This window comes from Bacillus sp. FJAT-14266 (assembly GCF_001719225.1).
Classification (GTDB): Bacteria; Bacillota; Bacilli; order Bacillales; family Bacillaceae; genus Bacillus; species Bacillus subtilis.
In genome coordinates this window covers 2,929,123-2,945,673 of the sequence record NZ_CP017072.1, presented here as the reverse complement: position 1 = coordinate 2,945,673, position 16,551 = coordinate 2,929,123, and the positions used below count along the sequence as shown (strand labels likewise).

Genomic DNA, 16,551 nt, shown 5'->3' with positions numbered 1-16,551 from the left:
ATGGCATACGAAGAAAAAACAGACTGGCTTCCGGATGATCCCATCAACGAAGATGACGTCAACCGCTGGGAAAAAGGCATAAAAGACGCCCACACAGACCTGGCCGCCCACAAAAACGACATGAACAACCCCCACAACACAACAAAGGCGCAAATCGGGCTGGGGAATGTGGATAATGTGCAGCAGGCGGCGAAGAAGGATTTTGACAAGCATGAGCAAGATCAGGTGCGGCATGTTACAGAGGAAGAGCGAGAGAAATGGAATGGGGGTCAGTTATCGAAGATTACAAAAGATGATGGTTCAGTCTTTATCAATATAGACAATGGACAAGATTTTAACAAAGCAGCTGCTGAGCAAAGGAAGTCATTTACTTTTCACACAGAAAATACAGGAGTGAATACACCTCCACAATCAACGAAAGGCATTTATTTATACTTTTCCGAAAACGACGGGGAAGCGATTGCTATGACAAATGACGGGGGAATTTGGAGAAAAACATTAACCAGCGGAGTGTGGTCCGAATGGGTATCATTCGAGACAGAAGCAGGATCTAAGAGTAAGTCTGAACAGGCTGAGGAAAATGCTAAAAATTATATAGACAAACATATTGGTAATAGCAACATTCACATCACTAATGATGAACGTGTGAAATGGAATGGTGCTCAACTCAAAAAATTGACCAAAGATAATGGTAGAAGAACTAGGGTACCTGATGGGACAGATATTTTATCATTATCAACCGGTTTTTATTATGCATTAGGTAAAAATATAGTAAACAACCCAGTTGAAGGAGATAATGCTTGGTATAACTATGATGTCATAGAGGGAGAGAGCAGCAGAAAAACAATTGTTGCTTACCAAAGCTATGAAGTGACCATTTGGATCGGAATGGTTCATACTGACGGTGAGTTCAGAGGATGGAAGCGGCTGATTACTTCAGAAGAATTAAAAAGTGAAAATATCAATAAAATTGCTGATGAGTCACTATATCAAGATGCAGCATATTCAGGTAACAATTATCCAATCGGTATTACCACCGTCAGTATTCTTCAAGGGTCTACAGGTTATCCCTATGAATTTGGTGAGGTGCTGAATATAAAATCGAGCGTATATCGATTTGCACAATTTTTCTTTAATGCCGGAAACGCAGGTCAAAAGAAAATATTTATTCGTCACTGGTATGATAGCACAGGCTGGACTGAGTTTATTACGATCCCTTCATCAGATGAACTAGAAACTGTTTTAAATACAGCAAAGCTTTATACGGACAGTCATGCTAATAACACGGAAATCCATGTCACCCAGAACGATAAAACTAAGTGGAATAACAGTCAGATTTTCAAATTGACTCAAGATGATGGAACGTTGGGAAAATTCTACAATGAAGATTTAAATAATATTATTAAAACAGGATTTTATTATATTTATTCTTCTACGACTGAATTAAATGCTCCTATTAATAGAAATGGGTATTTGCTTGTATATAATGTTGGTACCTATCCGTATCAAGAATTTACTACTTATTCGGGAGAAACAGCTTCTATTCCAGACAATAGAAGAAAATTTATCCGAAATAAAAAGCAAGATTCAGAAGAATGGACTCCGTGGATGGAGATTGAAAATTCACAAGGAGCACAGGCAAAAGCAGACAAAGCTTTAGCTGATGCTAAAACCTATGTAGATACAAATTATACAAATCAAAAATTAACCAAACTTTCAGGTTCTGATGCAATAACAGATGCTAGAACTGGAGGGGATGAGTATCCTCAGGGATTAACTTTAATAGATATTGGTCAAGGAAATAATACCGGTTATCCGCTTCGTTACGGCTTCGTGAAAAATGAGAAACACAGTGATTTTAGATTTGTTCAATATTTTTATGGCACTGGAAATGAATCTGGCAGTTACATTGATAGTACTGGTACATGGATACGGCACTGGTGGAGTGGGTCAGGCTGGACAGCTTGGCATAAAATTTCTGGATTTGCTCATGCAAATATAGGAACTACAGGCATACAGTATTTGGATAAAAAAGCCCACACAAAAATTCAATTTAACCGCAAAAGAAAAGATAGTCACAATGCATTTGATACAAAAAATAGTAGATTCGTTGCTCCTAATGATGGAATGTTTTTAGTAGGAGTGGGGCTGTATATGATAAATACACCGGCTTACATCAATTTTCATCTGAAACTCTATCTAAATGGATCATTGTATAAACCAATTGACCATTTGAGGGGGATTTTAATGATAAGGAAAGTGAAATGAACCTTGACTTAAATGGTACTGTAACCGTTCCTATGAACAAAGGTGATTATATAGAAATCTATTGCTATTGCAATTATAGCGGTGATGATAGAAGAGGTGTATCCGATTATAACGAGGCATACAACTATATAGACATTCAAGAACTTGGAGGGCTTAACTATCCTACAGTATAAGTATAGGAGGAAAAACGATGATCGCAGAAGCAATCATGTATAAATACCCCAATGCAGATCCAACAAAAGATTTTATCGTTCAGAATGACGGGGAAGGGTCTTATATAGCTGAATGGAACCTGCGCTCGCCAATCCCAACACAAAAAGAACTCGAAACCTGGTGGGAAGAGCTGCAAAAAAACCCGCCGTACGAGCCGCCTGATCAGGTGGAGCTTCTCGCTCAAGAATTGTCACAAGAAAAGCTGGCACGCAAGCAGCTTGAAGAATTGAACAAAACTTTGGGAAACGAGCTGGCAGGTATAAAGCTTTCACTACTTTCTTTGAAAGGAGATTACTCTGAATGAATTATTGGGTGCTTGCCCTCTATTATGAGTGGGCGACAGCAGATATGGTAAAACAAGCATTAGCATATAAAGACTGTTCAATTGAGGATCTGGCAGAGGGTGTGAACAAAAAGCTGATCACAGCTGACCAGTATAAAGAAATTACCGGTAAAGCCATGTAAGGCTTTTTTATTTTGCCTGTTTTTAGATCAAAGGAGGATGAAGATATTGAAGTATCAATATGAATTTCCTCTCGATAAGGCTGGAAAAGCCGGCGCTGTAAAGCCCTATCGAGGAGGAAAAAATGATTTTGTGACACCTGTTTCGAATTTGTCAGGCGTAGCGGAGATTTTAACAAATGCTGCTTTAAAGGCTACTGAGGCATACAGTCAGCTCGGGCAGGATAGGCTTGGCGCAGTTCTGATTTCGAAAGTGAAGGGCTGGGCGTATGCAGATCGTGAAGGTACGCTCTTTATAGAAGAAAGTGACAATAACAATGTTTGGACAACGACAGCAGCAGTTAATGTCGCAGCAGGTGTCCTGACAGCGACGGACTGGGTATATCTTTCTAAACGCTATTACCGTTTCCGCTATGTGAACGGGAATCTTCAGCAATCTGAGTTTGTATTATACCAATCAGTCGGTGCGGGTGAGATGGATGTGCGTGTCAATGGAAAAACGCCTTTACAGATTGACTTTGCGGAGAATCAAACACACGATGGACGGCTGAAAGTCGAGGCTCGCAAAACATTTGACTTTGTCTTTCATGAAAATGCAGAGTCCGCCGGCGAGGGGGCAGCTTTACCTGTTGACGGTGCCGCGCATTTACTCGTTGAAATCTACGGCACAGCGGAAATGAGCGAAGTCAAATTTTGGGGCAAATCGGTGTCAGGACAGAAACTGCCGATCAGAGGCGTGAAAACTGATGATGCCACCTCTGCTTTGAGTACATTAGGAAAAGCTGAGACATGGGCCTTCGATATTAAAGGGTTTAAGGAGATCATCATGGAGATCGTCAGTATCACCGGCGGTACTCTCTCGGTAAAAGGGACCGCTGTTTCATAACAGTTTTGGCCCTCGGAAGGGAGGTGATCTGCATGTAAAGGAGGAGTGAATAATGCAGCAAGAGGCAGATGTGAATGTGTTTCAGCAGGACTTAGCAGACATAAAAGGCGAGCACAAAGCACTTGAGCAGAGGGTTTCCGCATTAGAACGCGTGTCTGACCGTCAAGACCAGCAAATCATGACGCTGAATGAGAAATTAAACAAAATTGAAGAAAACACAACGTGGATTAAACGCACCATCACAGGTGCCATCATTACAGCAGTGTCTACAGGCATCATTGGCGGAGCCATCGCCATTATGTACAGCCTGCTGCAGCATTAAAGGGGGATTTTCATGAACACGTTTGACAAGGGCACGGTCATCAGGACGGTGCTTCTTTTAATTGCTTTAATCAACCAGACCATGCTGATGCTCGGCAAATCACCATTGGACATTCAGGAGGAGCAGGTCAATCAGCTCGCTGACGCTCTTTATTCAGCCGGTTCCATCGCATTTACAATTGGAACGACACTTGCCGCTTGGTTTAAAAACAACTATATAACAGAAAAAGGGAAAAAACAGCGCGACTTGTTAAGGGACAATAATCTGACGAAATAAGGAGAGATGAAAATGATTAACATTATTCAAGACTTTATTCCGGTTGGCGCAAATAACCGTCCAGGCTACGCAATGACGCCGCTTTACATTACGGTGCACAACACAGCGAATACCGCAGTAGGAGCAGATGCTGCAGCGCATGCCCGCTATTTGAAAAATCCTGGTACGACGACAAGCTGGCATTTTACAGTTGATGATACAGAAATTTATCAGCATCTGCCTTTAAATGAAAACGGCTGGCATGCGGGAGACGGAAATGGCAGCGGCAACCGGGCTTCTATTGGAATTGAAATTTGCGAAAATGCCGATGGCGATTTTGCAAAAGCAACAGCAAATGCCCAGTGGCTCATCAAAACATTAATGGCTGAACATAATATCAGTCTCGCCAATGTCGTCCCTCATAAGTATTGGTCAGGGAAGGAATGTCCACGAAAATTGTTAGATACGTGGGATTCGTTCAAAGCAGGAATTGGGGGAGGCGGCAGCCAAACTTACGTCGTGAAACAGGGCGACACACTTACATCTATAGCGAGAGCATTTGGTGTTACGGTTGCTCAGCTGCAAGAGTGGAACAATATCGAAGACCCGAATCTTATTCGCGTTGGTCAAGTATTAATTGTAAGTGCTCCATCGTCCGCTGAAGAACCCGAGCTCTATCCGCTCCCTGATGGTATCATTCAATTGACAACACCTTATACCTCAGGAGAACACGTCTTTCAGGTGCAACGAGCACTTGCGGCTCTGTATTTTTACCCTGATAAAGGCGCTGTTAACAACGGAATTGACGGCGTTTACGGACCGAAAACAGCTGACGCAGTTGCCCGTTTTCAGTCTGTTAACGGTCTAACTGCTGACGGTATCTACGGGCCTGCGACGAAAGCGAAGATCGCAGCGCAATTAAGCTGATCACAGACCATAAAAATCCCGGAGCTGCTCCGGGATTTATTTTTTCTTCTTCAACTTTTTAATAATTCCAGCACTGCGCTCCCTCACCCGAAGCGAGTACCCGGAAAGCCCAAACCTTCCGTAAGCAACAAACTTCACACGCCTCACCAATTTTTTCACTGTATCACCTGACATTATCCTCTGTTTGTATTTATTATATGTAACCCTTTAAGAAAAGGAATAAGGACAAGAGCTGTTTTCCCTTGTCCTTTTAGTGTGATCATGCTTTTTTTCGTTTATACTCGTCAATCAGCCGTTCGTTTTCTTTGAAGATTCTTGCTGTATGCGGACTGACTTGATAGCTTGCGACACTGGTGGTTGAACGTTTTTTCAGGATTTTAAACGGCTTCGCCGCTCTGGGCTCGCATCTGTTTTGAAACGCACGTTCCATTATCCTTCACCTTCCTCCTCAATTGGCAGCACCAAATCATATATGCTCGTTAATGACGTAAATAGCAAATAATCAAATTCCGTGACAATGCTGTCAGACGTCAGCTTGATGACATAGTTCTGTGTCTCGATGGTAAAAGGGATGAGAACCACTTTTCCGTATTGGTCGTAATAAACATCCTTTCGATCGAGCCGTGTTTGTACATCTGCCGGATCATCCATATGCTCGGTTAACCGGTCTTTATCAGCCTGTGTCGAATAGTGGCAAAGAGAAGCCGTTAAGTTCATTTTATCAGCATAGGTTTTCAGCAGCTTATCAATACCTTCAGCATAAGCATCTATACTTCCATAATAAACATGGATCGGCTCGTTTTTCAATAGGTATTGGTATGTTTTCAGCCGATTGAGATACATGTGGAGCATTTCGTTGTTTTCTTCAAGAATTTCTCTTGTGTCTGTTTCAAGCTCGCTGCCGGCCAGTTTTTTGACGTATGCACTTAAGAAGATAAAAGCATCAATCAAAGCAAAACTGACTGCGACAATGAGATACCGTTCCCAGTGGGTAAATAGGGAAGTGGGCTCATATGTCCAGTATACCATAGCGCCTAGAACAAACAGCAAATACCAAGTTTTCCGGATGGCGGACATTTTTTCTTTGACCTTCGCTTCGAAACGCCACGTGGCATATACGTATAACCCCAGTCCGGCCACGATGCACCAGACCATGATCTGAAAGAATAAAACCATATTCGAATCCCTCACATTTGAAATAGGTTCTGCTTATTGTATTCGAGAGATCCGGATGGTTTTCCTGTTCCATCAAAAAAACCGCTCCTTTGACAGAAGCGGTGTGACATTAAAATATCATATTTAAAATAAAGTAGGCGATGGCACCAAGTGTCGCTGAAATCGGAAGCGTGATGACCCATGTAATGAGCATTCGCTTGGCCGTACCCCAGTTTACGCCTTTTACGCGGTGGGACGCACCGACGCCAAGAATTGATGAAGAAATGACGTGGGTTGTACTGACCGGCAAATGAATAAACGTGGCGCCGAAAATAATGGCTGCTCCGGTTAAGTCAGCGGAAACACCGTTTACCGGACGGATTTTCATGATCTTTCCGCCAACGGTTTTGATGATTTTCCAGCCGCCGATTGATGTTCCGAGACCCATGGCTGTCGCGCAGGCGAATTGCACCCAGGTAGGAATATCATTAGCAGAAGTATGTAAATTCGCTGTGATGAGAGCCATTGTGATAATTCCCATTGCTTTTTGCGCATCGTTTGTTCCGTGTGTATACGATTGCAGGGCAGCTGTTACAATCTGCACTCTGCGGAATTGCTTATTCGTTTTCGCCAAGTTGCTGTCTTTGAAAATCAGCTTAACGATGCTATAAAGAATAAAACCAAGGACAAAGGCAATAATTGGTGATAGGATCAGTGCTTCAATGATTTTAATGAAGCCCTTATAGTTTAACGCTGCAAATCCGGCTGCCGCAATGGCTGCACCGGCAATAGCGCCGATGATGGCATGGGATGAGCTGCTTGGGATACCGTAGTACCATGTGATAAGGTTCCAGGCAATTGCAGCGAGTAGCGCAGCCAAAATGACAACAGAGCCATTTTCCAGCGTATAAGGATCTACGATGTCTTTCGTAATGGTTTTGGCAACACCTGTAAACGTCATTGCTCCGACAAAGTTCATCACAGCCGCCAATATAATGGCATGGCGCGGTTTTAACGCTTTTGTTGATACCGAAGTCGCAATTGCGTTTGCCGTATCATGAAACCCGTTGATGAAATCAAACGCCAGAGCACAAATGACTATTAGTATCGTTAATATTAATAGAATATCCATTTTTACCCCTCGTTACGCGTTTTTCATAATGATGGTTTCAAGATTATTGGCAACACTTTGACAAGAGTCGGCGATTTCTTCAAGCGTTTCGTATATTTCACGATATTGAATGACTTTGATTGGATCTGTTTCATTTCCGAAAAGATTCTTTAATGATTTTCTGTGCAAGTTGTCACAACTGTGCTCATACTCTTTAATTTTGATTGCGTGAGGCTGAATATCCTTTAAGCGATTTTCTGCCAGCAGCTCGATCGTAATCAAAATCTCTTTCGCACATTCTCTGATGTATCCGCTGAATTTATCGATATGCTCGTCTGATGAAGTAATTGAGAAAATCTCCATCATGGCAGAGAAATGTTCGATTCCGTCAAGCACATCATCCAAGCTGTTTGTCAGCTGAAGGATATCTTCGCGCTCAATAGGAGTGATGAACGCTTTGTTAAGCTCTTTAATCATGACATGAACATGATTGTCACCTTTTGTTTCATATTCCTTTAACGTATCTGCAAATTCTTTAAGAGTCGTTTGGTTAGTGACCTTAAAATTCACAAAATATTCTGCAGTTTCGTCTATGTTCTTTGCAATTTCTGTTAAAAGGAGTGAGAACTTATCTTTTTTTCTTCTTATCATTAAAAACCCTCCATAGTTTGAATGAACAATGCACACATCAAATTATTATATAGCCTTTTGTCGAAAAAAAACAGGTAAAGTCGAAAAAAACGTATCTTGACTTTTTTGATAAATCGTGTCTCCTTATTTTGACCTACTTCGCTTTAAAAAAACGACCCAAGTTTGCAAAAACTTTCTGCTTAACGTAAAAAGTATATCAAAAGTTGTGTTTTTCCTGTCAACTTTTATCTTCTGTTTCACCAAAAAACGGTTCCCTAAACAAGGGAACCGTTTTATCAGCTTGCTTTTCGTTTTTTCATCCCGTAATAGACAGGCAGTCCGGCAAGGCCGATGAGGATGGATAATCCGCAGCTCATTGTATCTGTAATGAGTGTGCTGCCTAGCACAAAGAAGGAGCCCGCGATTGCCAGAATTGGCATAAATGGATAAAGCGGAACACTGTAGGCGCGCTTTTTTCCCTTTGCTCGCTTGCGGAGAATAAACACTGCAAAAAAGGCCATCACATAAAAGATGTAGATCATGAAAATGGAGATTTCTGAGAGCTTATCAGGGTTGCTGATCAGCATCATAATCAAAGCTAAAGCAATTTGAAAAGAAATTGCAATCCATGGTGTGCGGAACGACGGGTGTACATGTGACAGTTTTTCAGCAAATGGAAGCTGTTTGCGTTCCGCCATTGCAAATGAAACACGCGGGAAAGAAAGCACCTTTCCATTTAAGCACCCAAAGATGCTGACGATAATCCCTACACTGATCAGCTTTCCGCCAATTGACCCGAACAGCATGGTTGCAGCGGTGCTTGTCGCATTTTCACCAAGCGTGACAATTTCGTTCGCTGACAGGATGTGAAGCAATGCAAAATTAATGAAAATATAGATCGCCGTTACAATTAATAATCCGCCCGTCATAGCGCGTGGAAGCAGCTTTTCGGGATTTTTCATTTCTCCGCCGAGAGCGGCAAGGAGAATCCATCCGTCATAAGCAAACAACGTAGCTAAAATAGCCGCCCCGAAGTTCATATCGGAAATGCTTTCGTTTACTGCTGTGAAGATGTGCTGATCGCCTTTCCAAAGGCCAAAGATGATGATGCAGGCAATCGGAATCAGTTTTCCGATCGTTGTCAGCGTTTGGACAAAACCGCCATATTTTGTACCAATAATATTAATGACGCATAAAAAGAGAACTGCTATGATTCCAATGACTTTTGATAGTCCAGATCCCCAGCCGAAAAGATTCGCCATTAAAGATCCAAAATATAAACCCAGCGCGCCGATAATCGCCGGACCGTAAATGATAATCTGCACCCAGCCGCACAAAAATCCCCAAAACTCGCCGTACACTTCTTCAAGGTACGTATAAAGCCCGCCGGTTTTTGGAATCTGCGTTCCGATTTCCGCGATTGTCAAACCGCCCGCCAGTGTTAAAATACCGCCTAACAGCCAGGCGAAAAGCGCCGTTTTTGAATCACCTGAATAAGCAAGCACAGCGCCGGGCTTCATAAAAACACCAGAACCGATAATGGTTCCAATGACAAGAGTAAGGGCAAACAAGAGGCCTATCTCTTTTTTCAAACCGTTGTCTTCAGTATGCATGTCTTTAACCTCCTATGATGTTGAAGCTTCATGTTGAAGAATCTATTTTTTCATATTGTAAACCCTATTTTAGAAAAGTGAAATAAAATAAATTTTCTGATTTCCGAAATTTGCTTTGTGTACAGCAGATAAAACTGTAAAAACGCCTGTTTTAACGATCTATAAACGAATGAACTTCATGATTTTAATTTGTAAAGTTCGTGTTTTATGTTTTGGATTTTAGCTGGTACGGAGGGGAGATGAGAATTCAGAAAATGAACGAACCTTCGGTGAAGCTGATATGTTGACTTTCTCATGCGAATAAAATACTTTGTTATTAGAACAATAAATATACAATTATGATATGATATCTCGAAATCGAGATAAAATAACCTGGAGGGACAGCATATGAAAGTTAACGGCATTCACCACGTATCGGCATTAACGGCCGACGCACAAAAAAACTTGGATTTCTATAAGAAAGTATTAGGATTAAAGCTCGTCAAAAAATCCGTCAATCAGGATGAACCGACCATGTACCATCTGTTCTACGGAGATGAAGTGGCAAACCCGGGAACTGAGCTGACATTTTTCGAGATTCCCCGCATTGCACCGTTTCATGCGGGAACAAACAGTATTTCTTCTATTGGATTGCGCGTTCCAGGTACAGAAGCCCTGCATTACTGGAAAGAACGTTTTGAAGAGCAGCAAGTAACGCACAGCGGCATCTCCAAAAGAGCCGGACGTGACATATTGGCATTTCAAGATCATGAAGGGCAGCGACTTGTGCTGACTGCTGATGAGGAAGGAAAAGGATATGGCCTGCCTGTTGAGCAGAGCGGCATTCCGGAAGAATTTTCGTTTCGCGGGTTAGGGCCGGTTGAACTGACTGTGCCATATGCTGAACCAACTTTACACGTATTGACGAATATTCTTGGATTTACAGAAATCAGCCGTGAACCAGTCGAAGGGCAAGGAACCGCCGTTATTCTGGAATCAGGAGAAGGCGGTGCTGCAACGGAAATCCATTTAATAGAAAGAAACGATCTTCCGCGCGAGCGTCAAGGCAAAGGGAGTGTTCACCACGTCGCATTTCGGGTAAGAGATGAAGAAGAACTTGCCGGGTGGCACCGGATCATCAGCCGCGAAGGCTTTAGCAATTCAGGCATAGTTGAGCGCTACTATTTCAAGGCGCTGTATTTCAGAGAACCGAACGGCATTTTGTTCGAGTTATCAACAGACGGACCGGGCTTTATGGTAGATGAAAATCTTGATGAGCTTGGCCAAACGATTGCTCTTCCGCCATATCTAGAGCATCGAAGAGCAGAAATTGAAGCGAAATTGAAACCGATCCAATAAATTGTGATTCATTTGCCTTCCGGCGCGCCGGAGGGCTTTTTTATTTTGGGAAAACGCATCGCCGATTACGATTTGGAGAAAGGGCTAGAAACCAGCTGTATATAGGATGATTGGCATGAAATGGTCTCGGCAAAAATATTGTCTTTGTTTATTAATAGTTTATTCATATTTGCTTGTTACACTATTTCCAAGTTAGCCAAAAGGAGTGAAAAACACGTGGAAAAGAAAAAACGCGAGCTGGATATTTTCCTCATCCTCATTTTGCTCGCATCTGCATTCTTAAATATCTATAACATCTGGAATGATGATACGGTGAATCCTTATTACACCGCTGCAGTCACAAGTATGATGCAAAGCTTTCATAATTTTTTCTATGCCTCATTCGACGCGGCGGGGTTTATAACGGTTGATAAACCGCCTATTACGTTCCAGATACAAACCATCAGCGCACTTATATTCGGTATGCACGGCTGGAGCGTCATCCTGCCTCAGGCACTTGCTGGTGTAGGTTCTGTCCTTTTAATGTATCTGTTAATAAAACCGACATTCGGTAAGACAGCAGCAAGAATTGCCTCTTTCATCATGGCATGTACACCGATTGCTGTAGCTGTAGCACGTACAAACAATGTTGATGCATTACTGGTATTTTTCTTATTGCTTGCTACATGGCTTCTCTTTAAAGCGATCAGAAAAGGAAAGCTGATCTGGCTGTTAGCGGCGTTTTTCGTTGTTGGAGTAGGTTTTAATACAAAAATGCTGCAGGCTTACATGATTTTACCGGCTTTCTTATTGTTCTATCTGATTGCGGCAAACGCCACAATCAAGAAAAAAATCGTTTCATTGGTAAGTGCGTTAGCCGTATTAGCAGCCGTTTCGTTATCGTGGCCGCTCATTGTCGACAATATCCCTGCAAGCAAGCGGCCTTATATCGGAAGCAGCCAGACCAACTCTGTTTTGGAATTGGCTTTCGGCTATAACGGAATCCAGCGGCTGACAGGCCAAAATTCAGGCGGCGGCCAGGGTGCGCCAAACAAAGACGCTTCAAAAGAAATGTCTTCTTCTGATAACACTCAAGCACCGCCTAATCAGTCATCAGGCAGCAGCTCATCAAGCGATGGTAAATCCTCAAATGGCAATATGGAGGCGCCTCCATCCAATGGCCAAATGCCAAGCGGCGGTCAAGGAGGCCCTCCAAGCGGCGGAGATGGCGGCCAAGGCGGACCCGGCGGAGACGGAGGGAAAGGCGGTACAGGAACCGGTTCGAAAATGCAATCAGGTTCAGGGATGTTTGGAACGGGAACACCTGGTCCACTGCGGCTTTTCCAACAAGAGTTATCTGATCAAATCAGCTGGCTTCTGCCATTTGCGATATTTGGAATCGCAGGCTTACTGATCGCTGGCGCAAGAGAAAGAAGAAGATTATCTGCAGAGCAGAAGGAAACGGTGTTCTGGGTTGCGTGGCTTGTACCGATTGCCGGATTCTTCAGTGTCGCAGAATTTTTCCATCATTATTATCTCATCATGCTGGCACCGCCAATTGCGGCTCTTGTCGGTGCGGGGTGGGTTGCTCTTGTTCATCTGTATCGCAATCAGACAGGCTGGAAAGCATGGCTTTTGCCGGGAGCAATTATTGCGACAACTGGATTTGAATTGTTTATTCTCAGAAACTACAACGATCAAATCGGTGTTGGATGGAGTATCGGGGTAGGTGTTATCGGCGTGTTGTCAGCGATTGCTTTGCTGCTGTTTAAACAGCGCCAAAAACCGTTCAGTTATTATGTTTCACTTGCAGCTCTCCTCGCATTGCTGGTGATGCCGATTTATTGGGCAAGTACGCCACTTCTATACGGAGGCAACAGCTCACTGCCTGAAACAGGCCCTCAGCTCGCATCAATGGGCGGAAAAGGCATGGGAATGTCTGATGCGACTGTAAATGAAAAACTGATCAAATATCTAGAGGAGAATAACTCCGGAGCTGAATACCTATTCGCCACAACCGATTCGAACACAGCGGCACCATATATCATTAAAACGAAAAAAGCTGTCATGGCTATTGGCGGATACAGCGGTTCTGACCCGGCGATCACACTGACTCAATTCAAAAAACTTGTAAAAGAAGGAAAAGTGAAATACTTCTTGGCTTCTGGAATGGGAAGAGGCGGAAACAATGACATTGTTGAATGGGTTGAGAAAAATGGAAAAGAAGTAGCATCAGAAAAATGGCAATCAAGTTCTGATCAAAAAACAGAAAATACTGATTCGGCTGATACATCAAGCAGCAAGGCTTCAGGTGAAAACGGCAAAATGGGCGGACCTGGCGGAATGAATCAGTCAGCAACATTATACGAACTACATGCTGATGAATAGGAGGCAAAAACATGAGCAGACATATTCAATATTCAATTGTTGTACCTGTGTATAATGAAGAGCTTGTCATTCATGAAACCTATCAGCGCTTAAAAGAGGTCATGGATCAAACGAAGGAAAACTACGAGCTGCTTTTTGTCAACGATGGCAGCAAAGACCGCAGTATTGAGATTTTAAGAGAGCATAGCCTGATCGATCCGAGAGTGAAAATTATTGATTTTTCAAGGAATTTTGGACACCAGATCGCCATTACGGCGGGTATGGATTATGCACAGGGGAATGCAATCGTCGTCATTGACGCCGATTTGCAGGACCCTCCTGAACTGATTTTAGATATGATTGAAAAGTGGAAGGAAGGCTACGAGGTCGTGTACGCCGTGCGGACTAAACGAAAAGGGGAAACCTTTTTCAAAAAACAAACCGCGGCTATGTTTTACCGGCTTCTCAGCGGTATGACAGATATTGATATCCCGATTGATACGGGGGATTTTCGTCTCATGGACAGAAAAGTCTGTGATGAAATGAAAAGATTAAAAGAAAAAAATCCATTTGTCAGAGGGCTAGTCAGCTGGGTGGGTTTCAAACAGACAGCGGTCGAGTATGTACGTGATGAAAGGCTCGCCGGAGAAACAAAGTACCCGCTCAAGAAAATGCTGAAGCTGTCAATGGACGGCATCACGACATTTTCACATAAACCGTTGAAGCTGGCAAGCTATGCGGGGATTTTAATGTCAGGTGCTGGATTTCTGTATATGTTTATCGTGCTGTATCTGAAACTATTCACAGACAGCACGATTACCGGCTGGTCATCACTTATTGTGATCCAGCTCCTGTTCAGCGGCATTGTCCTTCTGATTTTGGGCGTGATCGGCGAATATATCGGCAGAATCTACGATGAAGCCAAAGACAGGCCGCTTTACATCGTCCAAAAATCGTATGGAATTGAAAATAAAAGACTCTATAGAGACCAGCATATGTCATAACCTCAAACCCCCTGTCCGTAATGGACAGGGGGTTTTTATGCTCTGAGCCCGATCTAAAGCAAAAGATGCTGATAGATATATGGAAATTGGGTAAAGAAGAGATTGTGAGCTTGTACTGCGGTTCAGTCATGCCGAAATAAAAACAGCAAAACTTAAAGATTTCGTCATCGGCTTTGCTGCATGTCAGCTGTTATATTGGGGGGCTTTTAAGAAACGCATGATTAGAGCCGTACCAGTTATGTTTAATAGAATACTGGTACCCAATACAATTCTCCACGTCAACGTCGATTCAGAGAGAAGAAAGCTCAGCAAAAGAAAAGCCAATCCTGCGCAGATCATACTAAGTCCCACGGTTTTCATGTTCATGCCTCCTAGCAAACGATGTTTCTAACATCTGATGAGAATGATGTCAATCTGTATGATATACGGATATCTCGTCAGAAAGTTTCATAGAACAATTAGGTCTTTTATCTAATAAAAAGCCTCAGACCGCTTTTGCGGCCTGAGGCATTATGTCTTACGAAGTTTTCTCTTCTTTTTGATCAAGTTTAATTTTTTTCGTCATTTCTTTGCCGTTTCGGAGAATTTTCACTTCAACGGTATCACCGATCTTTGCGTCTTTATATAAGATATTGCGCAATTCACTGCCTGTATCAATTTCTTTACCTTTTAGGCCGATGATAATATCCTCCGCTTTTAATCCGGCCTTTTCAGCAGGAGAGCCTGAAGCGACCTCACGGATGTAAACACCTTTATTCAGCTGGCTGCCGAACAGGCCGAGTGTGCCTTCTTGGTAATTTTGCGGCACTTGTTCCAGATCAAGCATGCTGACACCGATATATGGACGTTCAATTTGGCCTTTAGACAGCAGTTCTTCAGCAATCGGTTTTACGTCATTGCTTGGAATGGCAAATCCGATACCCTCAACATCATCCTCACTGATTTTCATACTGTTAATGCCGACAATTTTGCCGTCTGTATTTAACAAAGGACCGCCGCTGTTACCTGGATTAATTGCTGCGTCTGTCTGAATGACGTTAATGCTCGTTTCGCCGGCTGATGTAGACATTGAAACCGTTCTGTCCACGCCGCTTACAATTCCTTGTGTTACTGTGCGGGACAGGTCTTTTCCAAGCGGATCCCCAATCGCAATAACGGTCTCGCCTGTTCTAAGATCAGATGAATCACCGAAGTTTGCCACTTTTGTGACGTGGTCATCACTGATTTGGAGGACGGCTAAATCAGTTAACGAGTCACTGCCTACCAGCTTTGCAGTAACCTCAGTGCCGTCATATAAAGATACCTTCAGTGATGATGCCCCTTCTACGACGTGGTTATTTGTAATGATATAAGCCTTGCCATTCTCTTTTTTGAAAATGACACCTGACCCTGAACCGCTTTCTGTATCTTCGCTGGAATCAGAAGAACTAGAGCCGAACAAAGAGCTGTTTGATTGTGCCTGAAGATTTGTAATACCGACAATCGCTGGTGAAAGGTCTTCTACCATATCTGAGATTTTAGAAGAGTCCTCGCTCTTGAATGCAGATGAGCTGCTTGAGCTTGATGAGCTTTTTTTAGATTCAGAGGAGGTGCTTGTTGCTGTAACAGATTGCGTTTGCTGCTGGCTGGATGATTGTTTTGCAGTGTCCTGAGAATCATGGTCGCCAAGCGGTGTAAACGTGTAAATGCCAAGGGCAAGACTGCCGCCGATCACTCCGCCAAGCAACGGTCTGAACCATCCGAAGCCTCGTTTTTTCTTCTCCTGATCATGAATGACATTGCGGGCCGAGTAGGAGGTGCTCTGATCGTTCTCTTTCGTTAAAAAGACCTCATTCTCATTACCTTTCGTTCTGTTTTCATCACGATAGTTATCCATCATGTTCACTCCGTTTCTCTATTTTCACATGTCTATTTATATTGATAGGTTTATGACTTGAGTTTATCATAAACAAAAACTGTGGGATAAAAATGAAAAGATTATGGGAAATTGTGAAAAAGTGCGGAAAACGGTACACTTCATA

The 16,551-nt window shown here is 42.9% G+C and carries 16 protein-coding genes and 2 pseudogenes; 11 read left to right on the top strand and 7 right to left on the bottom strand.

Annotated features, from left to right (window positions below):
- The 7 genes and pseudogenes from BGM23_RS22205 to BGM23_RS15130 form a co-directional block, all read left to right on the top strand.
- A pseudogene (locus BGM23_RS22205) lies at positions 1-264 on the top strand (terminase); the annotation flags it as partial.
- A gap of 2,194 nt (positions 265-2,458) precedes the next feature.
- Positions 2,459-2,785, top strand: coding sequence for an XkdW family protein (locus BGM23_RS15155; protein WP_029727046.1), 327 nt, complete (start codon positions 2,459-2,461; stop codon positions 2,783-2,785).
- The gene (locus BGM23_RS15150) at positions 2,782-2,946 is read left to right on the top strand and encodes an XkdX family protein (RefSeq protein ID WP_014479563.1); all 165 of its coding nucleotides are present in this window, start codon (positions 2,782-2,784) and stop codon (positions 2,944-2,946) included. The genes BGM23_RS15155 and BGM23_RS15150 overlap by 4 nt, the downstream gene beginning before the upstream one ends.
- A gap of 43 nt (positions 2,947-2,989) precedes the next feature.
- Positions 2,990-3,829, top strand: a complete 840-nt coding sequence (xepA, locus tag BGM23_RS15145) for a phage-like element PBSX protein XepA (protein ID WP_029727045.1) — start codon at positions 2,990-2,992, stop codon at positions 3,827-3,829.
- A gap of 52 nt (positions 3,830-3,881) precedes the next feature.
- Positions 3,882-4,151: a hemolysin XhlA family protein gene (locus tag BGM23_RS15140; protein ID WP_015252265.1), complete on the top strand. Its 270-nt coding sequence runs from the start codon at positions 3,882-3,884 to the stop codon at positions 4,149-4,151.
- A 12-nt stretch (positions 4,152-4,163) separates the two neighbouring features.
- Positions 4,164-4,427 (top strand): phage holin, encoded by a 264-nt coding sequence (locus BGM23_RS15135; RefSeq protein ID WP_014479566.1) that lies wholly within the window; start codon positions 4,164-4,166, stop codon positions 4,425-4,427.
- A gap of 12 nt (positions 4,428-4,439) precedes the next feature.
- Positions 4,440-5,333, top strand: coding sequence for an N-acetylmuramoyl-L-alanine amidase (locus tag BGM23_RS15130; RefSeq protein WP_029727044.1), 894 nt, complete (start codon positions 4,440-4,442; stop codon positions 5,331-5,333).
- A 36-nt stretch (positions 5,334-5,369) separates the two neighbouring features.
- On the opposite strand, the gene spoIISC is transcribed toward BGM23_RS15130, so the two are convergent.
- The 6 genes from spoIISC to steT form a co-directional block, all read right to left on the bottom strand.
- Positions 5,370-5,507 (bottom strand): three component toxin-antitoxin-antitoxin system antitoxin SpoIISC, encoded by a 138-nt coding sequence (spoIISC, locus tag BGM23_RS21915; RefSeq protein WP_119899277.1) that lies wholly within the window; start codon positions 5,505-5,507, stop codon positions 5,370-5,372.
- An 85-nt stretch (positions 5,508-5,592) separates the two neighbouring features.
- Complete coding sequence (gene spoIISB, locus BGM23_RS15125; RefSeq protein WP_003232646.1) at positions 5,593-5,763, bottom strand: three component toxin-antitoxin-antitoxin system antitoxin SpoIISB; 171 nt, start codon at positions 5,761-5,763, stop codon at positions 5,593-5,595.
- Entirely contained in the window at positions 5,763-6,509 is a 747-nt protein-coding gene (gene spoIISA / locus BGM23_RS15120; RefSeq protein WP_003244695.1) for a toxin-antitoxin-antitoxin system toxin SpoIISA, read from the bottom strand. Before spoIISA ends, spoIISB begins: the two co-directional genes overlap by 1 nt.
- A gap of 109 nt (positions 6,510-6,618) precedes the next feature.
- A complete protein-coding gene (locus BGM23_RS15115) occupies positions 6,619-7,620 on the bottom strand; it encodes an inorganic phosphate transporter (RefSeq protein ID WP_003232642.1) in 1,002 nt (333 codons plus the stop codon).
- Positions 7,621-7,632: 12 nt separating this feature from the next.
- Complete coding sequence (locus tag BGM23_RS15110; RefSeq protein WP_003218470.1) at positions 7,633-8,250, bottom strand: DUF47 domain-containing protein; 618 nt, start codon at positions 8,248-8,250, stop codon at positions 7,633-7,635.
- Between the two features lie 275 nt (positions 8,251-8,525).
- Complete coding sequence (gene steT / locus BGM23_RS15105) at positions 8,526-9,842, bottom strand: serine/threonine exchanger (protein ID WP_015252262.1); 1,317 nt, start codon at positions 9,840-9,842, stop codon at positions 8,526-8,528.
- Positions 9,843-10,229: 387 nt separating this feature from the next.
- On the opposite strand from steT, the gene BGM23_RS15100 reads away from it, so the two are divergent.
- From BGM23_RS15100 to BGM23_RS15090, 4 genes and pseudogenes are all read left to right on the top strand, one after another.
- On the top strand, positions 10,230-11,180 hold the full coding sequence (locus BGM23_RS15100; RefSeq protein ID WP_003232637.1) for a ring-cleaving dioxygenase: 951 nt from the start codon (positions 10,230-10,232) through the stop codon (positions 11,178-11,180).
- A 108-nt stretch (positions 11,181-11,288) separates the two neighbouring features.
- Positions 11,289-11,384 (top strand): annotated as a pseudogene (locus BGM23_RS22200) (hypothetical protein); the annotation flags it as partial.
- A gap of 12 nt (positions 11,385-11,396) precedes the next feature.
- Positions 11,397-13,547, top strand: a complete 2,151-nt coding sequence (locus BGM23_RS15095; protein ID WP_029727043.1) for a glycosyltransferase family 39 protein — start codon at positions 11,397-11,399, stop codon at positions 13,545-13,547.
- Positions 13,548-13,558: 11 nt separating this feature from the next.
- Positions 13,559-14,530, top strand: coding sequence for a glycosyltransferase family 2 protein (locus tag BGM23_RS15090; protein ID WP_015715747.1), 972 nt, complete (start codon positions 13,559-13,561; stop codon positions 14,528-14,530).
- Between the two features lie 517 nt (positions 14,531-15,047).
- Here the strand turns inward: BGM23_RS15090 and htrA are convergent.
- Positions 15,048-16,406 (bottom strand): serine protease HtrA, encoded by a 1,359-nt coding sequence (gene htrA, locus BGM23_RS15080; RefSeq protein WP_015252257.1) that lies wholly within the window; start codon positions 16,404-16,406, stop codon positions 15,048-15,050.
- Positions 16,407-16,551: the final 145 nt, after the last annotated feature.